This is a genomic window from Thiogranum longum (genome assembly GCF_004339085.1).
In the GTDB taxonomy this organism is placed as follows: Bacteria; Pseudomonadota; Gammaproteobacteria; order DSM-19610; family DSM-19610; genus Thiogranum; species Thiogranum longum.
Window position 1 is genome coordinate 134277 of sequence record NZ_SMFX01000001.1, and the last position, 23910, is coordinate 158186.

Consider the following 23910-nt stretch of genomic DNA (forward strand, 5'->3'; position numbering starts at 1 on the left):
AGACGGTATGCGCATTATTAACAGCGTACTCGGCGATGCGCGCGGCGGGCGCTGGCAGGTGGTTTGTGACTACAGCAGGTTGCTGCGCAAGCAGGGTCATGATGTGGTGATGGTGCTGAACGACAAGCTGCCCGAGGACTTGCCAGGGCTGCCGGCAGACACCGAGATACTGCGTATTCGCAATCACGGTCACTATGACTGGCTGGCGGCGTGGCGCTTGTCCAGACGGCTGGCAGGTTGTCAGCCGGCACTGGCTATTGCGCATTGCAGTCGTTCGGTTGCCCTGCTGAAGCGCGTGTTGGGCGGTGTGGCCCCGGTCATCGCGGTCACGCACAGTACAAAAGTCAGGCGTCTGCTCGGCGCGGATGCCGTCATCGCACTGAGCGATGCATTGCGGGAGAAGATCCGGGCTGACCCTTCAGGCCAGCAGATGCCAGTCTACGTCGTACCCAACCAGATCGGAGACCTTCCAGAGGGTTGCCCACAAAGCCAACCGTTGCAGCAACCTCCCGTTATAGGTGCGTTGGGTCGATTTGACCGGGTAAAGGGATTCGATATCTTTATTGATGCGCTGGCGGTACTGGCTGAACAGGGCGTGGTATTTAGCGGACGACTGGCGGGTGCGGGTGAAGAGGAGGCGCAGTTACGAGAACAGATTCGCCTGTCGGGCCTGGCTGGCCGGATTGATCTCAAGGGCTGGATTGCTGCTGAAAAGGTGAACCGGTTTTTGGCCGGGCTCGACCTGCTGTGTATCCCGGCACGCTCGGATGCCTTTGGGCTTACCCCCCTGCAGGGGGCGGCCGCCGGGGTTCCGATGGTGCTGTCAGATGTCAGCGGTCATCGCGCCATATTTGCCGAAGACCGCGAGGCGCTGTTTTTCAAGACGGAGGACGCCACAGCACTGGCCAGCAGAATACGGCAGTTTCTGAGCGATTCCGGATTGCGCGAAGCGCTATCCGCGGCGGCCTTTGACCGGGCCGAGCGTTGTTATAGCGAGTCAGCCGTTATACAGGGACTGCGGGAGGTCATCACTAACACTTTGTTATTAAATAATAAAGAATGATCATCTAAATATATAGAAGACTCTATATATAATGATTTAACCATATATATTGGGCTGACCTACATATCCGGCCGGCTGCCGCCCGGGGACGCCGGTTTCTGATCTGCGGTACAATCCGCTACCTTTTACACAGTTTGCAGCAATGATGAATGAACAACATTACCAGGTGATTGTGGTCGGTGGTGGCCACGCCGGTACCGAGGCCGCATTGGCCGCGGCGCGTTCTGGTGCACGCACGTTGTTGCTGACGCACAATATTGAAACCCTGGGCCAGATGAGTTGTAACCCGGCAATCGGAGGTATCGGCAAGGGGCACCTGGTGAAGGAAATCGATGCGCTCGGTGGCGAAATGGGCCGGGCAGCCGACCGTGCCGGCATCCAGTTTCGACGCCTGAATGCCAGTAAAGGGCCGGCCGTGCGCGCCACCCGTTGCCAGGCCGACCGCCAGATATACCGACAGGCCATTCGGCATCGCCTGGAAAACCAGCCCAACCTGACGCTGTTTCAACAGGCTGTTGATGACCTTATAGTTGAGGGCGAGCGTGTAACCGGTGTGGTCACGCAAATGGGTCTGAGATTCAGCGCCGACAGCGTGGTGTTGACCGTCGGGACCTTTCTTGGCGGGCGTATTCATATTGGCCTTTCAAATTACCAGGGTGGCCGTGCCGGTGATCCGCCGGCCAATGCGTTGGCGAAACGTTTGCGCGAGCGGCCTTTCCGTGTCGAGCGGCTGAAAACCGGTACCCCGCCGCGTATTGACGGACGCAGTATCGACTACAGCCAACTACAGGAGCAGCCTGGCGACGACCCGATACCGGCCTTTTCCTTTATGTCCGATGGCCGTGAGCACCCGCGCCAGATCAGTTGCCACATTACCCATACCAGTGAGCGTGCCCACGATATCATTCGCGCCGGGCTGGATCGCTCACCCCTGTACTCGGGCATGATCGAGGGTACCGGGCCACGTTACTGCCCCTCTATCGAGGACAAGGTGGTGCGCTTCGCCGACAGGACGTCACACCAGATTTTCATCGAACCGGAAGGACTTGAGACACACGAGGTCTATCCCAACGGGATTTCGACCAGCCTGCCCTTCGATGTTCAGCAGGCCATGGTGCAGGCCATTCCCGGATTTGAAAAAGCACATATTACGCGGCCAGGTTACGCGATCGAGTATGATTTTTTTGATCCGCGTGATTTACGCGCGTCACTGGAAACCCGGTTTATCAAGGGCCTGTTTTTTGCCGGCCAGATCAATGGCACTACCGGTTACGAGGAAGCCGCGGCCCAGGGTCTGATTGCCGGCTTAAATGCTGCCCGCCTTGCACGCGGCGAGGCGGCCTGGTCACCGCGCCGTGACGAAGCTTATATTGGTGTATTGATCGACGACCTGATCACGCGCGGCACGCTCGAGCCGTATCGTATGTTCACCAGTCGAGCCGAATATCGCCTGCTGCTGCGCGAAGACAATGCAGACCTGCGACTGACCGAAACGGGCTACCGGATGGGCCTGGTTGATGCGCCGCGCTACACTACCTTCAATGAAAAGCGCGAATCCATCGAGCGCGAGCAGCAGCGTCTGCACGAACTGTGGGTTCGCCCGGGTACAGAAAATGCGCAACAACTCGCCGAAACCGGTGGTGAAATACTGACCAGCGAACAACGTATTGACGACCTTTTACGGCGACCGCAACTCGACTACGCCACACTCATGGAGCTTGAGGGTGTCGGGCCAGGTGAAACCGGCGCCATCGCGGAGCAGGTCGAAATCCAGGCAAAGTATCACGGTTACATCGAGCGTCAGCGTGATGAGATTGCGCGACAGCAACGTAACGAGCATAAAGCCCTTCCGGATAATTTTGATTACCGCAAGGTGCGTGGACTTTCATCCGAGGTGCGCGAGAAATTGCTTGCGGCACAACCCGAAACCCTCGGGCAGGCGGCGCGTATTCCCGGTGTAACGCCGGCGGCGATTTCCCTGTTGCTGGTATATCTTAAAAAAACCGGACAGGCGCGCAAGTCAGCCTGATGACGGTGGCAGGCAATCCGGCCCGACTCGCGAATCCGGCCATCGAGGCAGAGATTGTGCAAGGGACAGAAAACTTGCCCGTCGAACTCGAGAGCCGGCAAGTCAACCAGCTGGCCACGCTGGTGGGTCTGTTGGCGAAGTGGAATCAGGTCTATAACCTCACGGCCGTGCGTGATCCGCAGGACATGGTGGCGCGGCACATCCTCGACAGTCTTGTGGTCACGCCATACCTGCGCGGCAGCAGTCTGCTGGATGTTGGTACAGGCGCAGGTTTGCCCGGTCTGCCACTGGCTGTAGCACGTCCGGAATTGCACGTCACGTTGCTGGATTCGAGTGATAAAAAGCTGCGTTTTATCCGCCAGGCCGTAGCGGAACTGAATCTTGAAAATGTAACTGTGGTTCATTCACGCATGCAGGCGTATCAGCCGGCGCAGGCTTTTGATATGGTGATCAGCCGTGCCGTGTCCAGCCTGGCGGAACTGTACCGGATGACGCGTCACCTGGTGCGTGACAATGGGCGTTTTCTGTTTATGAAAGGCGCACGACCGAACGACGAGCTGGACAATTTTGAGCGAGCGGACCAACTACAGATTGAGCGCTTGCAAGTGCCCGGTCTGGATGCCGAGCGGCACCTGTTGATACTCGATAACAGCCAGAGTCCGGTGGATTAACCGTGTCATTGCGGGCGTAATGACGCGATGTATTACCTGGTTACACAATATATCACTCGAACAGAAGCTCATTAACGATATGGACAAGGACACTATGGCTCGCATCATTGCCATTACCAACCAGAAAGGTGGCGTTGGCAAGACCACCACTTGCGTCAATCTGGCGGCATCGCTGGCCGCAACCAATCGCAAGGTATTGCTGATTGATTTCGATCCGCAGGGCAACGCTACCATGGGTAGCGGTGTGGACAAGCATGCGCTGGAACTGAGCAGTTATCATCTTCTGCTGGAAGACGTGCCGGTCGAACAGCTCATTGTCGACGCCGAGGCGGCGGGTTATCACCTGCTGCCAGGTAACAGCGACCTCACTGCAGCCGAGGTACAGTTGATGCAGGTTGAAGCCAGGGAAACACGTCTGCAACAACGCATTGCCCCGGTGCGCGACAAGTACGACTACGTCCTTATCGATTGCCCGCCTTCACTCAATATGCTCACCCTGAATGCACTTACGGCGGCCGATGCCGTATTTATTCCGATTCAGTGTGAGTACTATGCGCTGGAAGGTCTGAGCGCCCTGGTTGAAACCATCGAACAGATTCGTGAAGCCATAAACCCGGACCTGGAAATCGAGGGTTTGCTGCGCACCATGTACGATGCACGCAACAACCTGGCCAATGAGGTTTCCGAGCAACTGCTGGAGCACTTCGGCGACAAGGTCTACCGCACCATCATTCCGCGCAATGTACGCCTCGCCGAGGCGCCGAGCTTTGGCGCGCCTATCATTAAATATGATCGCACTTCACGGGGTGCGATCGCGTACCTGGCGCTGGCCGGCGAACTGCTGCGGCGCGAACATGAGCGCGAACAGCCAGAAACGGTCGAAAATGATGACGCCTGTTCCGATGCGAGCTCATCGCATTGATTCGGCCCCTGTCAGCGGGGCCCGTGGGCGGCCTGGTGGGCAGAACCCGGCCGGAGCACGGTTTTGGGCTAGTGCCCCCGCCCGTTTTCCGTTAGTGTTCGACTTTTCCATCAACACCCTGAAGTAATCGCATGGCAGCAAAAAAACGAGGACTGGGACGCGGGCTTGATGCCCTGCTGGGGACACCATCGCGTGGCGCTACAGCGCCGGCGGCAAGCCCTGCGCCGGCCCGTTCACAACCGACTGCTGTCACAGACAGTGAAACAGATACCTTACGCACTCTGGGCGTCGAGCTGTTACAGCGCGGCAAGTACCAGCCACGCGTGGATATGCACAGCGAAAGCCTGGAAGACCTGGCCGATTCCATTCGCCAGCAGGGTGTGGTTCAGCCCATCCTGGTGCGCGCCATTGGCAAAGGGCAATACGAGATTATCGCCGGTGAGCGTCGTTGGCGGGCCGCCCAGCTGGCCGGTTTGCAGGAAGTCCCGGTGGTCGTGCGTAAAATGGACGATCGGGCGGCCATTGCCGTGTCGCTCATCGAGAATATCCAGCGTGAAAATCTCAACCCCATGGAAGAGGCACGCGCGCTTCAGCGTCTGATTGACGAATTTGAAATGACCCACCAGCAGGCAGCCGTGGCTGTTGGCCGTTCACGCGCCGCAGTATCGAATTTGCTACGGCTGCTGGAGCTGGGCGAGGTCGCAACCGCCATGGTTGAGCGCGGCGAGCTGGAAATGGGGCATGCCCGTGCCCTGCTCGCGCTACCGCCTCGCGCCCAGGTGGATGCGGCGCACCAGGTGGTGGATCGGGGCCTGTCAGTACGCGCTACCGAGAAACTGGTCAAAAAGCTGCTGGCCACGGGGGACAAACCGCCTTCAGCCTCGCATGCACGTCGTGACCCTGACCTGGTCCGTCTGGAGCAGGATCTGTCAGACCGGGTTGGTGCGCCCGTTCAGGTGCAGCCCGGTGCGAAGGGCAAGGGTAAGCTGGTCATCAGTTACAGCAGTCTCGATGAGCTGGACGGTATACTCGAACATATCCAATAGGGATTAAACGGATATCCACAACGGATATATAAATTGTTGACCCCACCTATCGACGATCCTTATAATCGCGCCCGCCCCACATTGCCGAAACTGGCGATGGCGCGCCAGCCCCGCTAACCCGGGGCGAAGTCGAGCCGAGTACCGTTTGGAAAAGGGAATCCGCAGGCTGTTGTGCTACCAGCTGGTGCTGGTATTGGCCGTATCGGTTGTATTTTTTGCCATATTTGATAGTTTGTCTGCCTTTTCAGTACTTTGCGGCGGCGGTATCGCGGCGGGAAATGCGCTCCTGGCAGCCCGTTGTGCACATCGCGACGCGCGCGCGCCGGAGCGCACGCCGCAACAGAGCCTGGCGGCTATCTATATATGTATGGTGCAGCGGTTTGTAATCATCGCTGTACTGTTCGCTCTGGTAATGGGCGGATTGAAGCTTGACCCACTGGCCGTGCTGGCAGGATTCATCGCCGGGCTGGGGGTCATGGTTATTTTTGGAACCCAACAGTTAACGCAGCAGAAGTAGACACAAATGTCCGCAGCTCCAGAAACCTCAGCAGAATATATCAAGCACCATCTGACCAACCTGACCTATGGTCAGCATGCGGACGGACACTGGGGTTTCGCCCACAGTGCCGCCGATGCGATAGAAATGGGTTTCTGGTCAATCAACGTGGACAGTATGCTGTTCTCCATCGGGCTGGGTGTGTTGTTCCTGTGGGGGTTTCGCGTTGCTGCAAAAACAGCGACAACAGGCGTACCGGGTGGTTGGCAGAATTTTGTCGAATGGGTGGTTGAGTTTATCGACGAGTCGGTACGCGGTTCATTCAGTGGCAAGAATGACATGATCGGCCCATTGGCACTGACCATCTTCGTCTGGGTATTCCTGATGAACTTCATGGACCTGATCGCCGTCGACTGGTTACCCTCGCTGGCAGGTATGCTGGGCGTGGGGCATCTCAAGATTGTACCCTCCACTGATCCCAACATTACCTTCGGCCTGTCATTGTCGGTTTTTGCACTGGTGCTGTACTACAGTTTCAAATTCAAGGGCGCCGGCGGCTTCTTTGCCGAGCTGGCGTTCCACCCCTTCCCCAAATTCCTGATGCCGATCAATTTGCTGCTGGAAGGCGTTACACTGATCGCCAAGCCGGTCTCATTGTCGCTGCGACTGTTCGGCAACATGTACGCCGGCGAAATGATCTTTATCCTGATTGCGCTGATGTATGGCGGTAGTTGGGCGCTCGGTGCCTTCGGCGGTGTGTTGCAGCTGGGCTGGGCCATCTTCCATATTCTGATCATTACCCTTCAGGCGTTCATCTTCATGACCCTGACGATTGTTTACCTGGACATGGCGTGCCAGGAAAGCCACTGATTTATTTTTACCCTTTATATTAACGATTAAACGTAAACTTTCAGGAGATACACAATGGAAAACGCACTGCTCTACATTGCCGGCGCACTGATGATGGGCCTTGGCGCACTCGGTGCTGCGGTCGGTATCGGTATTCTGGGCGGCCGCTTCCTCGAAGGCGCTGCGCGTCAGCCGGAACTGATCCCGATGCTGCGTACACAGTTCTTCATCGTCATGGGCCTGGTCGACGCCGTGCCGATGATCGCTGTGGGTCTGGCCATGTACGTCATGTTCGCTGTAGTCGGCGGCTAACACCGCACGGGGTGCAAGCATGAATTTCAACGCGACATTAATCGGGCAAAGCATCACCTTCCTGGTGTTTGTGTGGTTCTGCATGAAGTTTGTGTGGCCACCGATCATGGCGGCACTTACCGAGCGCAAGGGTAAGATCGCTGAAGGTCTGGCAGCAGCCGACCGGGGCAAGCACGAGCAGGAACTGGCGCAGCAGAAGGCGTCCGAATTACTGCACGAAGCCAAGCAGCAGGCGGCCGAAGTGATTAACCGCGCAGACAAGCGTGCATCGGAGATCGTCGAAGAGGCGAAGGTCGATGCTGTCGAAGAAGGCGAACGTCTGAAAGCGGCTGCCAAGGCCGAGATCGAGCAGGAAGTGAACCGCGCCCGTGAAGCCCTGCGTGGCCAGGTTGTGGAAATCGCTACCGCAGGCGCAGGTCGTATTCTCAAGCGCGAGCTGGACGCCACGGCCAATGACGACCTGATCAAAGATCTGGTCGCCCGGATCTAGGACAGGGTCATGGCAGATTCCACAACGGAAGATATCGACGCAACCGGCGGTGACGCAGAGCTGGCCCGCCCCTATGCGCGGGCAGTGTTTGAGCTGGCCAACAGCAAGGGTGAGCTGGCGCAGTGGTCAGATCAGCTTGCGCTGATGGCCGCCGTGGCGGGAAACGAAACCATGCGTAGCCTGCTCGATAATCCGCAACTGACCCGTGACGATGCAGCAAACCTGATGATACGCGCCTGTGATGACGACATCGGCGAGGGCGCTGTCAATTTGCTGAAGATCCTGGCGGAGAATGATCGTATCGATCAGCTGCCCATGATCAATGTGCTGTTCCGGCAATTCCGCGACGAGGCGGAAGGTACGGTACATGCGGAAGTGCTCTCTGCGCTACCGCTCAGCGAAGAACAGAAAAACGCTATCGCCAGTGCGCTGAAGCAACGCCTTGGCCGCGACGTGCAACTGAATTGTTCTGTGAACGAAGACCTGGTGGGTGGTGCAGTGATCCGCGCAGGCGACCTGGTGATTGACGGGTCGGCTGTGGAGTACCTGCGGCAGCTTTCCAGCGCTTTGGTTCACTAAGTAGAGGACGCAAGTAATGCAACTGAATCCATCCGAAATTAGTGATCTGATCAAAAAGCGTATCGAGGGTTTTGAAGCCACCTCCGAAGCGCGCAGTGAAGGCACCATCGTCAGTCTGACTGACGGTATCTGCCGAATTCACGGTCTTGCCGATGTCATGCAGGGCGAGATGATCGATTTTGGCAATAACCTGTTCGGCATGGCGCTGAACCTCGAACGCGACTCGGTCGGTGCCGTTATCCTCGGCGATTACAAGTCAGTGTCCGAAGGTGACAAGGTCAAGTGCACCGGGCGTATCCTGGAAGTTCCGGTTGGTACGGCCTTGCTGGGGCGCGTTGTCGACTCACTGGGTATGGCCATCGACGGCAAAGGGCCGATTGAGTCCGAAATTTCATCGCCGATCGAGAAGATTGCCCCGGGTGTTATCGAGCGTAAATCGGTTGATCAACCGGTGCAGACCGGTCTCAAGGCCATCGACGCCATGGTGCCGGTTGGCCGTGGCCAGCGCGAGCTGATCATCGGTGACCGTCAGACCGGCAAGACCGCTGTCGCCATTGACGCCATTATCAACCAGAAGGGCACCGGCGTTACATGTATCTACGTCGCCATCGGCCAGAAGAACTCTTCCGTTGCCTCGGTAGTACGCAAGCTCGAAGAGCACGGCGCCATGGCTCACACCATTGTCGTGTCGGCTGGCGCATCCGATTCGGCCGCCATGCAGTACATCGCACCGTACGCCGGTTGCGCCATGGGCGAGTACTTCCGTGATCGCGGCGAAGATGCGCTGATCATCTATGATGATCTGACCAAGCAGGCGTGGGCCTATCGTCAGGTTTCCCTGTTGCTGCGTCGTCCGCCAGGCCGTGAAGCCTACCCGGGTGACGTGTTCTACCTGCACTCCCGTTTGCTGGAGCGTGCCGCGCGCGTGAATGCAGACTATGTGGAAAAGATGACCAACGGTGAAGTGAAAGGCAAGACCGGTTCACTGACCGCATTGCCGATCATTGAAACTCAGGCAGGTGACGTGTCGGCCTTCGTTCCGACCAACGTTATTTCCATTACAGATGGCCAGATCTTCCTCGAGTCCGACCTGTTCAACGCCGGTATTCGACCTGCCATCAACGCCGGTCTGTCCGTGTCGCGAGTCGGTGGTGCAGCACAGACCAACATCATCAAGAAACTCGGTGGTGGTGTTCGACTGGCGCTGGCGCAGTACCGTGAACTGGCCGCCTTTGCACAGTTTGCTTCCGACCTCGACGAAACGACACGTAAACAGCTGGAACGTGGCCAGCGTGTGACCGAACTGATGAAGCAGGCCCAGTATGCCCCGCTGTCTATTGCGGAAATGGCGTTGTCGCTGTTCGCGGCCAACGAAGGTTACCTGGACGATGTTGATGTGAAGAAGATCGTGGCCTTTGAAGCGGCCTTGCTCGCACACTTCAAGTCCAGCTTCGGTGCCGATATGGAAGCAATCAATGCCAACCCGGACTACAACGATGAGGTGGCGGCCAAACTGCGCGGCATCATCGAAGACTTTGTCGCCAACGGCGCCTACTAACTAACGCGGGAATCAGGCTATGGCTGGCGCGAAAGAAATACGCACCCAGATCAAGAGCATCCAGAATACGCAGAAGATCACCAAGGCCATGGAAATGGTTGCGGCGAGCAAAATGCGCAAGGCTCAGGACCGCATGCGCGCATCCCGTCCCTATGCAGAAAAAATGCGTAACGTGGTTGCGCATATGGGCAGGGCACATCCGGAATACAAGCACCCTTTTCTCGTTGAGCGTGATGTGAAGCGGGTAGGCCTGATTATTATTTCGTCTGATCGCGGGCTGTGTGGTGGCCTGAACATCAACCTGTTCAAGAAAGCTGTGCGTTCCATGACTGAATGGAAAGGCCAGAGCCTTGATATAGACCTTGCGGTTATCGGCGGCAAGGCGATGGGTTTCTTCAAGCGCCTTGGCGGTAACGTGGTTTCCGAAAACTCGCAACTGGGTGATTCACCGGGAATCGAAACACTCATTGGTTCAGTCAAGGTGATGCTGGATGCCTTTGATGAAGGCAAGATCGACCGCCTGTATCTGGCCAACAACCAGTTTGTGAATACCATGACCCAGTCACCCCAGGTCGAGCAGTTGTTGCCGGTTGTCGGGGATGAGAATGATGAAGCACTGAAGCATCACTGGGACTACATCTACGAGCCTGATGCACGCAATGTCATGGATCAGTTGTTGATGCGTTACGTTGAGTCACTGGTCTACCAGGGCGTGGTGGAAAACATCGCCTGCGAAATGGCCGCGCGCATGGTCGCCATGAAGGCGGCATCCGACAATGCCGGCGAACTGATCGACGGACTGCAGCTGGTCTACAACAAGGCCCGTCAGGCAGCTATTACCCAGGAGCTGTCGGAAATCGTGGCGGGCGCTGCGGCCGTATAGCCCGGGTTTACAGAATTTAATTTACAGAGGACTTAATCAATGAGTTCCGGAAATATTGTTGAAGTTATCGGTGCAGTGGTTGACGTGGAATTTCCGCGTGATTCCGTGCCCAAAGTTTACGACGCACTCAAGGTTGATTCGGCCGGGCTGACGCTGGAGGTTCAGGGTCAGCTGGGTGATGGTGTGGTTCGCACTATCGCCATGGGTACGACCGACGGCATCAAGCGTGGCATAGAGGTTACCAATACCGGCGCACCGATTTCGGTACCGGTTGGCCAGGGCACACTGGGTCGCGTCATGGATGTGCTCGGCAACCCGATCGATGAAGCGGGTCCGTTGAATACTGACAAGTTGATGCCGATCCACCGTAGCCCGCCGAATTATGAAGACCAGGCAGCCAGTGTCGACATCCTGGAAACCGGTATCAAGGTTATTGACTTGATCATGCCGATTGCCAAGGGTGGCAAGATCGGCCTGTTCGGCGGTGCCGGCGTGGGCAAGACGGTTACCCTGATGGAGCTGATTCGTAACATTGCGGTCGAGCACTCGGGTTTCTCGGTATTTGCCGGCGTGGGCGAACGTACCCGTGAAGGTAACGACTTCTACTACGAAATGCAGGAAGGCGGCGTGCTCGACAAGGTGGCGCTGGTTTATGGCCAGATGAACGAGCCACCGGGTAACCGCCTGCGTGTGGCGCTGACGGGACTCACTATTGCGGAGAATTTCCGTGACGAGGGTCGTGACGTGCTGATGTTCATCGACAATATCTACCGTTATACCCTGGCCGGAACCGAGGTGTCTGCACTGCTCGGCCGTATGCCGTCCGCGGTAGGTTACCAGCCGACGCTGGCCGAGGAAATGGGTGTATTGCAGGAACGTATTACTTCGACCAAGACCGGTTCCATCACCTCCTTCCAGGCGGTGTACGTGCCGGCGGATGATTTGACCGATCCGTCCCCTGCCACCACCTTTGCTCATCTTGACGCCACACTGGTGTTGTCGCGTCAGGTTGCCGAGCTGGGCATCTACCCGGCGGTGGATCCGCTCGATTCCACGTCCCGTCAGTTGGATCCGCTGGTGGTGGGTAACGAACATTATGATGTTGCCCGTTCTGTGCAGGGTACACTGCAACGCTACAAGGAATTGCGCGACATCATCGCGATCCTCGGTATGGACGAACTGTCGGAAGAAGACAAGCTGGACGTCTCCCGCGCACGCAAAATCCAGCGCTTCCTGTCGCAACCGTTCTTCGTGGCGGAAACTTTCACGGGTGCGCCGGGCAAGTATGTTTCCCTGAAGGACACCATTGCGGCATTCAAGGGTATCGTCAACGGCGATTACGACGATCTGCCGGAGCAGGCTTTCTACATGGTCGGCACTATCGACGAAGCTGTGGAAAAAGCCAGGTCGCTGTAGGACGATTTGAGGGCTAGAATATGTCTATGACACTACATGTCGACATTGTCAGCGCCGAGGAGGAAATCTTCTCCGGTACGGCCAATATGGTGTTCGCGCCGGCCGAGATGGGTGAGGTGGGTATTGCGCCTCGCCACACCCCGTTGCTGACGCGTCTGAAACCCGGCGAAGTACGAGTCCAGGTCGAGGGCGAGGAAGAACAGTTTTTCTATGTCTCCGGTGGCATGCTGGAAATCCAGCCGCACATTGTCACTGTGCTGGCGGATACTGCTGCACGTGCAAAGGATCTCGATGAGGCCGCTGCACTGAAAGCCAAGGAACGTGCCGAAAAGGCGATGAAAGACAAACAGAGCGATTTCGACTACGCAAAAGCCCAGGCCGAGCTGGCCGAAGCAGTTGCCCAGCTGCGTACCATCCAGCATTTACGAAAGAAATCGGGTGGTTGATTCGAAAACCCATGACTGACGCAGTGGTTGGCAACAACAAGATGGTTTCGATCACCTACTCTATCGTGAGCGAGAACGGTGAGATTCTTGAACAGTCGGATAGCCCGGTGCTTTACGCCCATGGCGGCGTGAACCAGATGTTTCCGGAAGTCGAGGCGGCCTTAGAGGGCCGTGCTGTTGGTGATACCATCGAAGTCGTGTTACCGCCGGGAAAGGCATTCGGTGAGCGTGATCCAGACCTTACCTTCACGGATGACCTGGATAATGTTCCGCCAGAATTTCGCCATATCGGGGCGGAAGTACAGATGCAGAACGATCGTGGTGAAACACGGCCCTTCATTGTCTCGGGAATTGAACACGGCAAGCTGACGGTGGACGGCAATCATCCGTTTGCCGGTAAAACACTGACCTATTCCGTTATTATTAATGGCATCCGTGACGCCACCGAAGAAGAAATGAAAAAGGGCGCCTCGTCTCCGGTCCTGCACTGAGCCTGATCCAGCCACAGGCCGTGTCCGGGCCATTTCAGTTTATTGCCTTGAGTGCCGTATCATTGGGTCAGTCATGGCCACAACGGATTTAGCAGTTTTATCATGAGTCTCAGTATTATCATTCTTGCCGCAGGTCAGGGTACGCGTATGCGTTCCGTGTTGCCCAAGGTATTGCACCCGCTTGGCGGTATGCCGCTGCTACAGCACGTAATTCGTACTGCACATAAATTGAACCCTGGTCTTGTCACTGTTGTTTATGGGCATGGTGGCGAGCACGTAAAGGAAGCGCTTGCACACGAACCGGTAGAATGGGTGCTGCAGGAGCGGCAACTGGGTACAGGGCACGCAGTCGATCAGGCCATGTCTTCGGTGAAGGACGAAGATACCGTGCTGGTGTTGTACGGTGATGTACCCCTGATACAGGCAGATACGCTGGCCCAACTGGTTGAAAAAGCCGGCACAGGCCACCTCGCGGTGTTAACGGCCAAATTGTGCAACCCGCAAGGTTATGGTCGCATGCTGCGCAATGAACAGGGCCAGCTGGTGGGCATTGTCGAGCAGAAGGATGCCAATGAATCCCAGTTGGTAATAGATGAAATCAACAGTGGATTTCTTGCCGCTCCAGCGGTTCAGTTACGCAGCTGGTTGCAGCGACTGGATAACACTAATGCACAGGGTGAATACTACCTGACAGATGTCCTGGCCATGGCGGCTGGTGAGGGTGTTGTGGTTGAAAGTACCTGTGCCACGCATGAATATGAAATTCTGGGCGTGAACGACCGGGTACAACTGGCTCAGCTGGAGCGTATCTGGCAACAACAACAGGCCGAGGTCCTGATGCGCAGTGGCGTTACCTTGCTGGATCCTGCGCGCCTTGATGTGCGTGGCGAGGTCGATGCGGGACAGGATTGCCTTATTGATGTCAATGTTGTTCTGGGAGGCAAGGTCACACTTGGCAAGAACGTCTGTATTGGTCCGGGTTGTGTCATTAAAAATTCGACTATCGGTGATGACGTTGAAATTTTTGCACATTGTGTCATCGAAGACGGGGTCATCGGTAACGCCTGTCGAATTGGACCTTTCGCGCGGATACGTCCGGAGACAAAGCTGGAAGAGCAGGTCCACGTCGGTAACTTTGTCGAGATCAAGAAATCCACCGTGGCAAAGGGTTCGAAGATCAATCATCTCAGTTACATCGGCGATACCCGTATGGGCAGTGGCGTAAATGTCGGTGCAGGCACGATTACCTGTAACTACGATGGCGCCAACAAGCATCTGACAGAAATCGGTAATAATGTATTTATAGGATCAGACACCCAACTGGTTGCCCCGGTCAAGGTTGGTGATGGCGCTACTATCGGTGCGGGCGCGACCATTACCCGCGATGTGCCTGACAATGAGCTGACGCTGAGTCGCTGCAAGCAACAGACTATTGCCGGCTGGAAGCGGCCGGTCAAAAGCAAGCCATGAAAGAAGCGGATCAAGCGCAGGCGCAGTGTGCCGATATTATGGGCGTTTTTCGAGGAAAGTTCTAAATACCATGTGTGGAATCGTCGGAGCCATAGCGCAACGTGAAGTTACCCCCATCCTGCTGGAAGGTCTGCGGCGGCTGGAATACCGTGGCTATGACTCTGCGGGGCTTGCCGTTCTGAATCGTAAGGCGGAGCTTGAGCGGTTGCGTACCACCGGTAAAGTTGCCGAGCTGGCACAGGCGCTTGCTGCTACACCGGTGTCGGGCATGATCGGAATTGCTCACACACGCTGGGCAACGCATGGAAAACCCAGTGAAAGTAATGCGCACCCACATGTATGTGAGAACCAGGCGGCGGTCGTACACAACGGTATCATCGAGAATTTCGAAGCATTGCGCAGCAGTCAGAAAGCACAGGGCTATACGTTTACATCCGATACCGACACCGAAGTAATTGTTCACCAGGTTCATCGTCACCTCGACAAGGGGGATGACCTGCTGGGTGCCGTACAGAATGCATGCAAGGAACTTGAAGGTGCTTACGCACTTGGTGTCATCAGTATTGATGAACCCGGACGCCTTATTGCGGCGCGACGAGGCAGCCCTCTGGTAATCGGCGTGGGTATTGGTGAATATTTCATTGCTTCGGATGTTGCTGCACTGCTCCCTGTCACACAACGCTTTGTCTTTCTTGAAGAGGGCGATATTGCAGATATCACTGCCAACGGGGTTACGATTTTTGATGCCTATGGAAACAAGGTCGAGCGAAAGGAGACCCTTTCCGAGTTGTCCGCCGATGCCGTAGAGCGTGGAGAGTACCGCCACTACATGCTCAAGGAAATTTTCGAACAGCCACGCGCCATTGCCGATACGCTGGAAGGTCGTCTTTACCAGGGCCGTGTACTGGAAGTTGCTTTTGGTGCAGCTGCGGCAGAAGTTTTTGACAAGGTACAGGGTGTGCACATCATCGCCTGTGGTACCAGTTTTCATGCAGGTCTGATTGCCCGCCACTGGATGGAATCACTGGCTGGCATTCCATGCAGCGTCGAGGTTGCCAGTGAATTCCGTTACCGAAAACCGGTGGTGCGCAACAGCTCGCTGATCGTCACCATTTCCCAGTCAGGTGAAACCGCCGACACGCTGGCAGGTCTCAAGGAGGCAAAGCGTCTGGGATTCGGGCAGTCGCTGACGATCTGTAATGTGCCGGAAAGTTCGCTGACGCGAGAGTCTGACCTGGTGTTGATGACACGTGCCGGCCCGGAAATCGGCGTGGCATCGACCAAGGCATTTACAACACAACTGGTTGCCCTGATGTTGTTGACCATTGTGCTGGGCCGGCGTTTCGCGCTCAACGACGAAATGGAAAGCCAGCTGGTAAAACAGCTTATGCACCTGCCCAAGGAAATCGAGGGTGTGCTCGGGCTGGATGACAAAATTCAGACCCTGGCGGAAAGATTTGCCGACAAACACAATGCGCTGTTCCTTGGTCGAGGTGCCCAGTACCCGGTGGCGATGGAGGGTGCGCTGAAGCTCAAGGAAATCTCCTACATCCATGCAGAAGCCTACCCGGCCGGTGAACTCAAGCATGGTCCGTTGGCATTGGTCGACGCCAGCATGCCTGTGGTTGTGGTCGCCCCGAACAATGAGTTACTGGAAAAACTCAAATCCAACTTGCAGGAAGTTGGCGCCCGTGGCGGTGAAATGCTGGTGTTTGCCGACGAAGATGCGGGCATGTCATCGGATGAATCGACCACGGTTCTGCCGGTCGCACCGACCGATGATTGTGTAGCTCCGATTGTATTTACCGTCCCCTTGCAGCTGTTGGCTTACCACGTGGCTGTTCTCAAGGGTACGGATGTTGATCAGCCAAGGAATCTGGCAAAGTCGGTCACCGTCGAATAAGTCTGCATAACCCTCTGAATTCACGGTAATATTGTGAAAGTGTCGCAAAAATGGTACAATTTCCTGCTTTCGACACCTAAATTTATCCGTCAGGAGGAGTCATTCGGTGAGCAAGGATATGATGTTTTATTGCATTCCCCAGCAGGCCTACATGCGTACGGAAAACTGTATGAACCTGCGCAAGCGCCCCGCCGGCAAGGCTCCCGCAGGCGCCCAGCCCATGCTGCGGGCCTGTGAAAAGTGTACCATGTACCCGCTTGTAGACAAGAAAAAGGTCCCGACGGTTTCCCTTGGCGACTATCTCGGCGGTGACAAGCCCAAGATTGCCAACCTGCAGGCGGCGGCCAACAAGAAAATTATCCAGGCAATTATCATCAAGTAACAGACCTCTCTGGCGTTATGTGCCGGCTTGCGAAACAATGCTGTTGTGAGGCGAGCAAGGCGAATTTCCCGATGAGCCCCTACTACGGTATACGGCGGCTCGGCCCCTATCTTGGGGTCATCCAGGTCATTGACGTGGGAGACGCCTGCGCCTATTCCACCAATGGTCACAGCTGGCGTATTCGCCAGCAGACAGCGTCCGGACGTTTTCGCTGGGGTGTCCCGCATGCGGCTGGCACCGGCAACGACCCGGTGCGCATAACCAATGCGCCGAAGCTTGTCGAAGCACTGGAACGACATCCTCCTGTACCCTTCCCTATTCGCGACCGTTACGAACTCTGGCTACTGAGGCAGGAAACCCGGAAACCACTGGCGCTGCTTTCTACACGTTATCGTGCAGAGGAAATGGACGCAGTGCGTGATCCACACTGGCGTGCCTTTCCAACGACGGATAGTGGCTTTGTTTCACCGACCCTGCTGGAGAGAGAGGCGGTGAGTTCACGCCAGCGTCATCCCTCACACCGGGATGAGCTGGAAAACATGATTAATATGGCATCTCGTCCGTTGCCGGCAGCACAATGGTTTGAGCGCCGGCCTGATGGAAGTGGGATTGGGCTGAATGGTCTGCGCCTGGTCAAAAATGAAACGGGCCGCATGCTTTCCGCTGAAGCATTCCCTGAGTTGCTGGTCAGCGAGGACTGGCCTGACAGTAACATGTGCGGTCTGATTGATGACTATCACAACTGGTGCGCAGGTTCTCTGCTGGCACACCAGAATCTCAGTGTTGCAACCCGTAAACGTCTGGAGCGTGCCGCCTGTCAGCGTCCGACCGGACTGCTTGCAGTCTACCCGCTGATTCCCGAGATTCTGGACAAAGATGCTATAGACATTGCACTGGTCAGTGCAAAACTGATGAACGCCTGTTGAAGGCAGGATCGTAAACGCCTGGGTGAATGCGTCCATCCATGGTGATGGCCTGGCGCGTGATGGAAGAGGCAATCAGTTGCGGGAGAGGTGTCTTGCCGGCAGGAGTATGGCTGCTGTCATTACAAATACGCCAAGTCCTGCAATGACGGGGATAACGGAAATCTCCAGTGCCAGCAACAAGGTATAAAGTCCTACACTTAGCAGCATGGCCAGGTTCTGGAAGAAATTCTGAATCGCCACCGCATGTCCGCTACCGATGCTGTGATGACCTTCATGCTGAACTGCGGCATTGACCGGAACCACGAACAGACCGCCGGTCATGCCAATAACCAGTAGCGCTATCCTCGCCGGCCAAACGCTGTCGACAGTGCTGAAGGCCGCAATCAGCAGGCCCATCAGGAGTGCGATATATCGTACGCGTGCCAGCCTTGATAGAGGGACCAGGCGTGGCGCAGAAGCTGAACCGAGTATGACACCAATGGCAAGGAACAGGGTCAGGTCTGCAATGTCACTGGCAGAACGCGTTACCAGCACCAGCGGTGCCCAGGCCACCAGCGCAACGCGTAACAGCGCCGCACTACCCCAGAACAATCCGCCGCCGAGCAGTGCAAAGCGTGCCCGCACGTCACGCCAGAATATCCGGTTCAGGCGGAAAAATTCCGGTAGCGCATGTTGCAATGTAGCGCCACGTGCGGCGAGTGGAGGAATCAGTAGTGTCGCAACCAGTGAAAATCCGTAAAGCCCGGCAATAAGCCAAAATGCCCGCACCAGTGAACGATCTGCGATAGCAGCGCCGGCAACCGTGCCCAGGACTATGGCGGCGATTGTTGTGGCCTCGATCCAGGCATTGGCGCGAACCAGTGCATCGGTTTCGACCATTTCGGGGAGAATACCGTACTTGGCGGGACTGTACAGTGCTGCACCCAGGCCTACCAGCGCATAGGCAAACAACGGTTCTATACCTGCCAGCAAGAGTAATACACCCGCCAGCTTAACCAGGTTTCCGGCAATCAGTACCTGTGGTTTCGGGTAGCGGTCTGCCAGTGGACCAACCCAGGGTGCCAGCAAAACAAAGGCAAGCAGGAACGAGCCTTGCAGTGCAGGTATATACCAGTCACCGATATTGTCGGCCTGCAGTACCATTGCAACCAGGGTAAACAGGATAGCATTGTCCGCGAATGCAGAAAGAAACTGCGCAACCAGTAAAGCGAACAGACCACGTGTCATGTGCTTGTGTACCGGATCAGTCTGACCAATTTAACAGGTGCTCTTCGAGTTCGTCGGGGTGAACAAATTCTTCGGAGACGACCTTCCCGGTAATCGTCATGTCCGCTTCGTGTACGCTGTCCGGGTTGCCACTGATTAACGGGTGCCAGTCGAACAGGGGTTTGCCCTCCGCAAGCAGGCGGTAAGCGCAGGTATCGGGTAACCAGGTTTCCGTGCGGGCGACCTCTGGTGTAACCTTGATGCAGTCCGGCACCAGCAGTGAACGGTCTTGATAACGGCTACAGCAACAGGCGTTGTCATCGTGATACTGGCAGACAACATTGGTGTACCAGGTTTCATCGGTGTCTACATCCTCGATTTTCAGAAGGCAGCAGCGTCCACAGCCATCACACAGGGCTTCCCATTCCTGCTCATTCATTTCATCGAGGGTTTTGGTCTCCCAGAATCCTGGTGTCAACATGGTGATGCCTTTTACAGGGTGACGTAAATATCATAACGCGTTTTTTTACTTTCGATCGAGGTGTCTGGTTTCCGGTCGTGCAGCGGTCCGGCACGGTGCGGACGTTTAACTACGACGCGTCGCTTTGCCACAGTTAGTGCCATATCCAGCAAGGGCAGAGAGTCCCGGTCTTCACCTGCCAGTTGCTGAACGGCGCGTATGTTCTTTTTGACCAGTACGCTGGATTTACCTGCCGGGTACATCGGGTCAAGGTAAACAGTATCCGGCTTGTCCGCATCTGGCAAGTTGGCAAGAGCGACCGTTGAATCGTCAAATTCAAGCATCATGCGTGATTCAATCCATGCGCCGATCTCTGCGTTCAGTGCTGCGCGCTTCAGGCCGTCGTCCAACAGGGCGGCCAGGACCGGCGAGCGTTCACAAAGTGTTACCCGGCAGCCCAGGCTGGCCAGCACGAAGGCATCGCGCCCGAGACCGGCAGTAGCGTCCCACACGCTTGGGTCAAAGCCGGGCTTGATACCAATAGCCCGCGCCAGAGGCTGTCCACGGCCACCGCCAAAGCGAAGCCGATGTCCCAGTGTGCCACCAACAAAATCCACCCGTACCGGGCCGTTGTCTTTTTTATCCATGCAGTTCAGCTCAAGCCCTTCGTTTTTCAGCTGCAGGAAATAACCACTGACCGGTGCATGACGCAGGCGTACGAGTGAGTAGTGATGCGCAAGCTCCCTGGCACGGATTTCAAGCGCAGGATGGGTGCTGAGCAGACCGGTAATGAATTTAGTCCTGGACATCAGTGCAGTGTACCGCACCTGCACTTCGCTGTAGATTGAGTGTCAGGTGCGATGGCCCGGCAGGATCGTGGTGCAGCGTGTATCGTGACGCTTCAGCCAGCGCATCATAAGATGGCGTGCCCCGGACAGTGCACGATCAGTTACCGGAAGGTGTTCATCGGTTTGGCGCAGCAGGATCAGTGTCAGGTCATCGTCGAAATCAGTTCCACGGTTTTCCTGTGTTAGCCGCGCTATGAGCTCGCGGTAAAAGGTGTCAATGTCGTGTGCCTCCGGCAGCGAATTGAGCAGGTCGACCAGGCCCTCAAAGCCAATGCGTCTACCATCCGGGCGACGAATTTCAAACACGGCGTCGGAATACAGGAACAGCCAGTCATCCCCTTGCAGGGAAATTTCGTTTTGCATGTACCGCACCTCGGCTGTCACGCCGGCAGGTGGTGCCGAAAGACATTCCGGCAAAGGCTCCCAGATGCCATTGCGACGAATCAGCATATAAGGGTGGCCGGCATAGGCATAGGTCCAGCTGTGGTCCCAGTGATTGTAGGTAGCGGCGGTGGCTGTGGCGAAGTTGCCAGGCTGGAGGTCAGCGAGGATATTTTCATTAAGCTCCCCGAGAATGGCGGTATTATCAAGCTGGTTCATCAATCGATGCAGCGGGGCATGCAGTTGCGTGGCAATATCTGCGGCCACCGCATCATGGCCTGCGACATCGACCAGCAGAAACTTGCTGAACACACCCTGGTCACAGACTGTGACATGGTAGATGTCCCCGCCACTCAGGCGTTCGGCATTGGGCACCGAAAGCAGGCAGCCTTCCAGGCCAGGCATAGTAAAGCGCTCCAGCACCGGCTGGTTACCACCCCACACGATGTCACAATACCAGCGCTGGTCATCTGCCGCTGCAGGGTGTAGCCAGGTTTCGTTTGGCATCTCCCGTTCCCCATGTAGTGGCCTGTATTCCAACAGACTGCGGGATGGCGGACAGGTTCCTCTGAAATGGGCCCACTGAATGGGCTACCCCTGTAACCGGAAGGAAAATATCATAAATATTTCTACATCCTCGACAGCTGGCAGCTTTGCTAGAATGGCCCCATGGATGTGTCCTACATTATAGATTCCTTGAATGATGCCCAGCGCGAGGCCGTTACTGCCGCGCCTGATCCCTTGCTGGTTCTGGCCGGCGCAGGCAGCGGCAAGACCCGTGTGCTGGTGCACCGTATTGCCTGGCTGATTCAGGTGGAAAACCTGTCACCGTACAGTATTCTGTCTGTAACCTTTACCAACAAGGCTGCTGCCGAGATGCGCACCCGCATCGAGAAACTGATCGGTGTGCCCACACGCGGCATGTGGGTTGGTACTTTCCACGGCCTGGCGCACCGTTTGCTGCGCGCACACTGGCAGGACGCGGGTCTGCCACAGACTTTCCAGGTGCTGGATTCCGACGACCAGTATCGCATTGTGCGACGGGTGCTCAAGGCACTGGACCTGGACGAAAGCCAGTGGCCACCGCGCCAGTCGCAGTGGTATATCAATGCTCGCAAGGATGAGGGAGTACGACCTCAGCATATCGAGCACAGGGGCGATCCGCACCAGCGCCAGCAAATTGCCATCTACCAGGCCTACGAGGAGCTGTGTCAGCGTTCAGGACTGGTTGATTTTGCCGAGCTGTTGTTACGTGCACATGAACTCTGGCTGAAGCAACCGCATTTACTACAGCATTACCAGGAGCGATTCCGTCATATCCTGGTCGATGAATTCCAGGACACCAACACGATCCAGTACGCCTGGCTGCGGGTGCTGGCCGGCAAGCAAGCCAACATTACTATCGTTGGTGACGACGACCAGTCGATTTACGGTTGGCGCGGCGCCAAAATCGAAAACCTGCAGCGCTTCGAACAGGACTTTCCCGGCGCACGCACGTTGCGCCTCGAGCAGAACTACCGTTCCACCGGTGCAATTCTGAAAGCGGCCAATGCACTTATCTCCAACAACGATGGCAGGCTTGGCAAAAATCTGTGGACAGCCGGAGAAGACGGCGACCTGATCCAGCTGTATACCGCGATCAATGAACAAGACGAAGCACGTTTTGTCATCGAACATATCCAGTCACAGGTCGAACAGGGTCAGGCACGCAGCGACATGGCGATCCTGTACCGTTCCAACGCACAGTCACGCGTTTTTGAGGAACGCCTGTTACAGGCCGGTATTGCCTACCGGGTTTATGGCGGTCTGCGTTTCTTTGAGCGACAGGAAATCAAGGACGCACTGGGTTATCTGCGGCTGTGTGAAAACCGTGAAAGTGACGCGGCGTTTGACCGTATTGTTAACCAGCCACCACGTGGTATAGGAGAAAGAACACTGGCCGTGGTGCGCGAAAAAGCAAAACTGGAAAGCCGCTCCATGTGGTCAGCCGCACAAGCCGTACTCGATAGCGACGAGCTGAATGCGCGTGCACGCAATGCCCTCGCCACTTTTATGCAGCGGATTGAACAGTTTGCGCGTGATATTGAAGGGCTGGAGCTGGGTGAGCAGGTTGAGCATGTCGTGGAATGCAGCGAACTGAAGGCTTACTACAAAAAGGAAAAAGGTGAAAAAGGTCAGGCGCGTATAGAAAACCTCGACGAGCTGGTCAACGCTGCTCGTGAATACGAATATGATGAGGTTGAAGAAGATGATCTCGATCCACTGTCCTCGTTTCTTTCACACGCTGCACTGGAAGCCGGGGAAGGTCAGGCCCAGGGCTGGGAAGACTGCGTACAACTGATGACCCTGCACTCCGCCAAGGGGCTGGAATTCGACACGGTATTTTTATGCGGACTGGAAGAAGGTCTGTTTCCACATCAGCGTTCAGTCGAGGAGCCAGGTCGACTCGAAGAGGAGCGGCGCCTGTGCTACGTCGGTATTACCCGTGCACGCCGGCAGTTGTTTGTGACACACGCCGAGCACCGCCGCTTATACGGCAATGAGTCCTACAGTATTCCGTCGCGTTTTATTCGGGAGATCCCTGCTGACCTGATTGAGGAATTATGCCCGCGCGTGCAGGTCAGTCGACCGTATGGCAGTACAGCCGTGTCAAGTCAGGTGGCCGAGTCTGTGCCGGATGGGCTGGCGCTGGGCCAGCGCGTGCAACACGCCAGGTTCGGTGATGGTGTGGTGCTGAACTACGAGGGACAGGGTGCGCATGCACGCGTCCAGGTTAACTTCGAAGCGGCTGGATCCAAATGGCTGGTAGTTGCGTATGCAAACCTTCAGGCCGTATGAAGGTCAAGCCGAAACGTAGCGCATTATGAGTTGGCAGGTTGCGCGTGATTACTTTTTTCGATGCGGGTGGCAATTACGATGCCGGTCGTAAATACAACCGCACAAATCAGGCCATAGAAAGTAACGACATCGAAAGTGGCAACTACGCCCATTAGCTTTACCTGGAAGGCTCCAAAATGCAACATGCTCTGTCCTCTTGAATAGACGGTTAGTAGGTCGATTGCAGATGGTGTATCGACACTTCA

The 23910-nt window shown here is 56.2% G+C and carries 25 protein-coding genes; 20 read left to right on the forward strand and 5 right to left on the reverse strand.

The genetic code is table 11. From position 1 onward, the window contains the following. Window positions 1–7 precede the first annotated feature (7 nt). The 19 genes from DFR30_RS00635 to DFR30_RS00725 all read left to right on the forward strand — a co-directional run bounded on the left by DFR30_RS00635 (window position 8) and on the right by DFR30_RS00725 (window position 17932). Window positions 8–1063 (forward strand): glycosyltransferase family 4 protein, encoded by a 1056-nt coding sequence (locus tag DFR30_RS00635; RefSeq protein ID WP_132970837.1) that lies wholly within the window; start codon window positions 8–10, stop codon window positions 1061–1063. Window positions 1064–1205: 142 nt separating this feature from the next. Beyond that, complete coding sequence (gene mnmG / locus DFR30_RS00640; protein WP_132970838.1) at window positions 1206–3092, forward strand: tRNA uridine-5-carboxymethylaminomethyl(34) synthesis enzyme MnmG; 1887 nt, start codon at window positions 1206–1208, stop codon at window positions 3090–3092. Next, window positions 3092–3763 carry a 16S rRNA (guanine(527)-N(7))-methyltransferase RsmG gene (gene rsmG / locus DFR30_RS00645; RefSeq protein WP_132970839.1) on the forward strand — a complete coding sequence of 224 codons (672 nt, stop codon included), beginning with the start codon at window positions 3092–3094 and terminating at the stop codon, window positions 3761–3763. The genes mnmG and rsmG overlap by 1 nt, the downstream gene beginning before the upstream one ends. Window positions 3764–3857: 94 nt before the next feature. Then, a complete protein-coding gene (locus DFR30_RS00650; RefSeq protein ID WP_132974320.1) occupies window positions 3858–4685 on the forward strand; it encodes a ParA family protein in 828 nt (275 codons plus the stop codon). Window positions 4686–4816: 131 nt separating this feature from the next. After that, a complete protein-coding gene (locus DFR30_RS00655) occupies window positions 4817–5731 on the forward strand; it encodes a ParB/RepB/Spo0J family partition protein (RefSeq protein WP_132970840.1) in 915 nt (304 codons plus the stop codon). A 145-nt stretch (window positions 5732–5876) separates the two neighbouring features. Then, the gene (locus DFR30_RS00660; protein WP_165869051.1) at window positions 5877–6248 is read left to right on the forward strand and encodes an ATP synthase subunit I; all 372 of its coding nucleotides are present in this window, start codon (window positions 5877–5879) and stop codon (window positions 6246–6248) included. A gap of 6 nt (window positions 6249–6254) precedes the next feature. After that, window positions 6255–7097 (forward strand): F0F1 ATP synthase subunit A, encoded by an 843-nt coding sequence (atpB, locus tag DFR30_RS00665; protein WP_132970842.1) that lies wholly within the window; start codon window positions 6255–6257, stop codon window positions 7095–7097. A 54-nt stretch (window positions 7098–7151) separates the two neighbouring features. Beyond that, window positions 7152–7388, forward strand: a complete 237-nt coding sequence (gene atpE, locus DFR30_RS00670) for a F0F1 ATP synthase subunit C (RefSeq protein WP_132970843.1) — start codon at window positions 7152–7154, stop codon at window positions 7386–7388. A gap of 19 nt (window positions 7389–7407) precedes the next feature. Next, the gene (locus DFR30_RS00675; protein ID WP_132970844.1) at window positions 7408–7878 is read left to right on the forward strand and encodes a F0F1 ATP synthase subunit B; all 471 of its coding nucleotides are present in this window, start codon (window positions 7408–7410) and stop codon (window positions 7876–7878) included. 9 nt (window positions 7879–7887) lie between these two features. After that, a complete protein-coding gene (locus DFR30_RS00680; RefSeq protein WP_132970845.1) occupies window positions 7888–8457 on the forward strand; it encodes a F0F1 ATP synthase subunit delta in 570 nt (189 codons plus the stop codon). 16 nt (window positions 8458–8473) lie between these two features. Continuing rightward, complete coding sequence (gene atpA, locus DFR30_RS00685) at window positions 8474–10015, forward strand: F0F1 ATP synthase subunit alpha (protein ID WP_132970846.1); 1542 nt, start codon at window positions 8474–8476, stop codon at window positions 10013–10015. Window positions 10016–10034: 19 nt separating this feature from the next. Beyond that, window positions 10035–10898, forward strand: a complete 864-nt coding sequence (atpG, locus tag DFR30_RS00690; RefSeq protein ID WP_132970847.1) for a F0F1 ATP synthase subunit gamma — start codon at window positions 10035–10037, stop codon at window positions 10896–10898. A 39-nt stretch (window positions 10899–10937) separates the two neighbouring features. Further along, a complete protein-coding gene (gene atpD / locus DFR30_RS00695; protein ID WP_132970848.1) occupies window positions 10938–12314 on the forward strand; it encodes a F0F1 ATP synthase subunit beta in 1377 nt (458 codons plus the stop codon). Between the two features lie 20 nt (window positions 12315–12334). Beyond that, the gene (locus tag DFR30_RS00700; protein WP_132970849.1) at window positions 12335–12760 is read left to right on the forward strand and encodes a F0F1 ATP synthase subunit epsilon; all 426 of its coding nucleotides are present in this window, start codon (window positions 12335–12337) and stop codon (window positions 12758–12760) included. Between the two features lie 11 nt (window positions 12761–12771). Next, window positions 12772–13251, forward strand: coding sequence for an FKBP-type peptidyl-prolyl cis-trans isomerase (locus tag DFR30_RS00705; protein WP_132970850.1), 480 nt, complete (start codon window positions 12772–12774; stop codon window positions 13249–13251). 102 nt (window positions 13252–13353) lie between these two features. After that, the gene (gene glmU, locus DFR30_RS00710) at window positions 13354–14721 is read left to right on the forward strand and encodes a bifunctional UDP-N-acetylglucosamine diphosphorylase/glucosamine-1-phosphate N-acetyltransferase GlmU (protein WP_132970851.1); all 1368 of its coding nucleotides are present in this window, start codon (window positions 13354–13356) and stop codon (window positions 14719–14721) included. Window positions 14722–14791: 70 nt separating this feature from the next. After that, on the forward strand, window positions 14792–16624 hold the full coding sequence (gene glmS, locus DFR30_RS00715) for a glutamine--fructose-6-phosphate transaminase (isomerizing) (RefSeq protein ID WP_132970852.1): 1833 nt from the start codon (window positions 14792–14794) through the stop codon (window positions 16622–16624). Between the two features lie 106 nt (window positions 16625–16730). After that, entirely contained in the window at window positions 16731–17006 is a 276-nt protein-coding gene (locus DFR30_RS00720; RefSeq protein ID WP_132970853.1) for a hypothetical protein, read from the forward strand. 71 nt (window positions 17007–17077) lie between these two features. After that, complete coding sequence (locus tag DFR30_RS00725) at window positions 17078–17932, forward strand: hypothetical protein (RefSeq protein WP_132970854.1); 855 nt, start codon at window positions 17078–17080, stop codon at window positions 17930–17932. A 72-nt stretch (window positions 17933–18004) separates the two neighbouring features. On the opposite strand, the gene lplT is transcribed toward DFR30_RS00725, so the two are convergent. The 4 genes from lplT to DFR30_RS00745 are packed head-to-tail and all read right to left on the reverse strand — an operon-like array spanning window position 18005 to window position 21334. Beyond that, window positions 18005–19159 carry a lysophospholipid transporter LplT gene (gene lplT / locus DFR30_RS00730; protein WP_132970855.1) on the reverse strand — a complete coding sequence of 385 codons (1155 nt, stop codon included), beginning with the start codon at window positions 19157–19159 and terminating at the stop codon, window positions 18005–18007. 16 nt (window positions 19160–19175) lie between these two features. Then, window positions 19176–19619: a YcgN family cysteine cluster protein gene (locus DFR30_RS00735; protein WP_132970856.1), complete on the reverse strand. Its 444-nt coding sequence runs from the start codon at window positions 19617–19619 to the stop codon at window positions 19176–19178. An 11-nt stretch (window positions 19620–19630) separates the two neighbouring features. Then, entirely contained in the window at window positions 19631–20407 is a 777-nt protein-coding gene (locus DFR30_RS00740) for a class I SAM-dependent methyltransferase (RefSeq protein WP_132970857.1), read from the reverse strand. A gap of 42 nt (window positions 20408–20449) precedes the next feature. After that, the gene (locus tag DFR30_RS00745; protein ID WP_132970858.1) at window positions 20450–21334 is read right to left on the reverse strand and encodes a PP2C family protein-serine/threonine phosphatase; all 885 of its coding nucleotides are present in this window, start codon (window positions 21332–21334) and stop codon (window positions 20450–20452) included. A 162-nt stretch (window positions 21335–21496) separates the two neighbouring features. Here DFR30_RS00745 and uvrD point away from each other — a divergent pair, with 162 nt between their 5' ends. Next, window positions 21497–23665, forward strand: a complete 2169-nt coding sequence (gene uvrD / locus DFR30_RS00750) for a DNA helicase II (RefSeq protein ID WP_132970859.1) — start codon at window positions 21497–21499, stop codon at window positions 23663–23665. Between the two features lie 23 nt (window positions 23666–23688). Here uvrD and DFR30_RS14215 read toward each other — a convergent pair whose 3' ends face one another. After that, a complete protein-coding gene (locus tag DFR30_RS14215; protein WP_165869052.1) occupies window positions 23689–23850 on the reverse strand; it encodes a hypothetical protein in 162 nt (53 codons plus the stop codon). Between the last annotated feature and the right edge of the window lie 60 nt (window positions 23851–23910).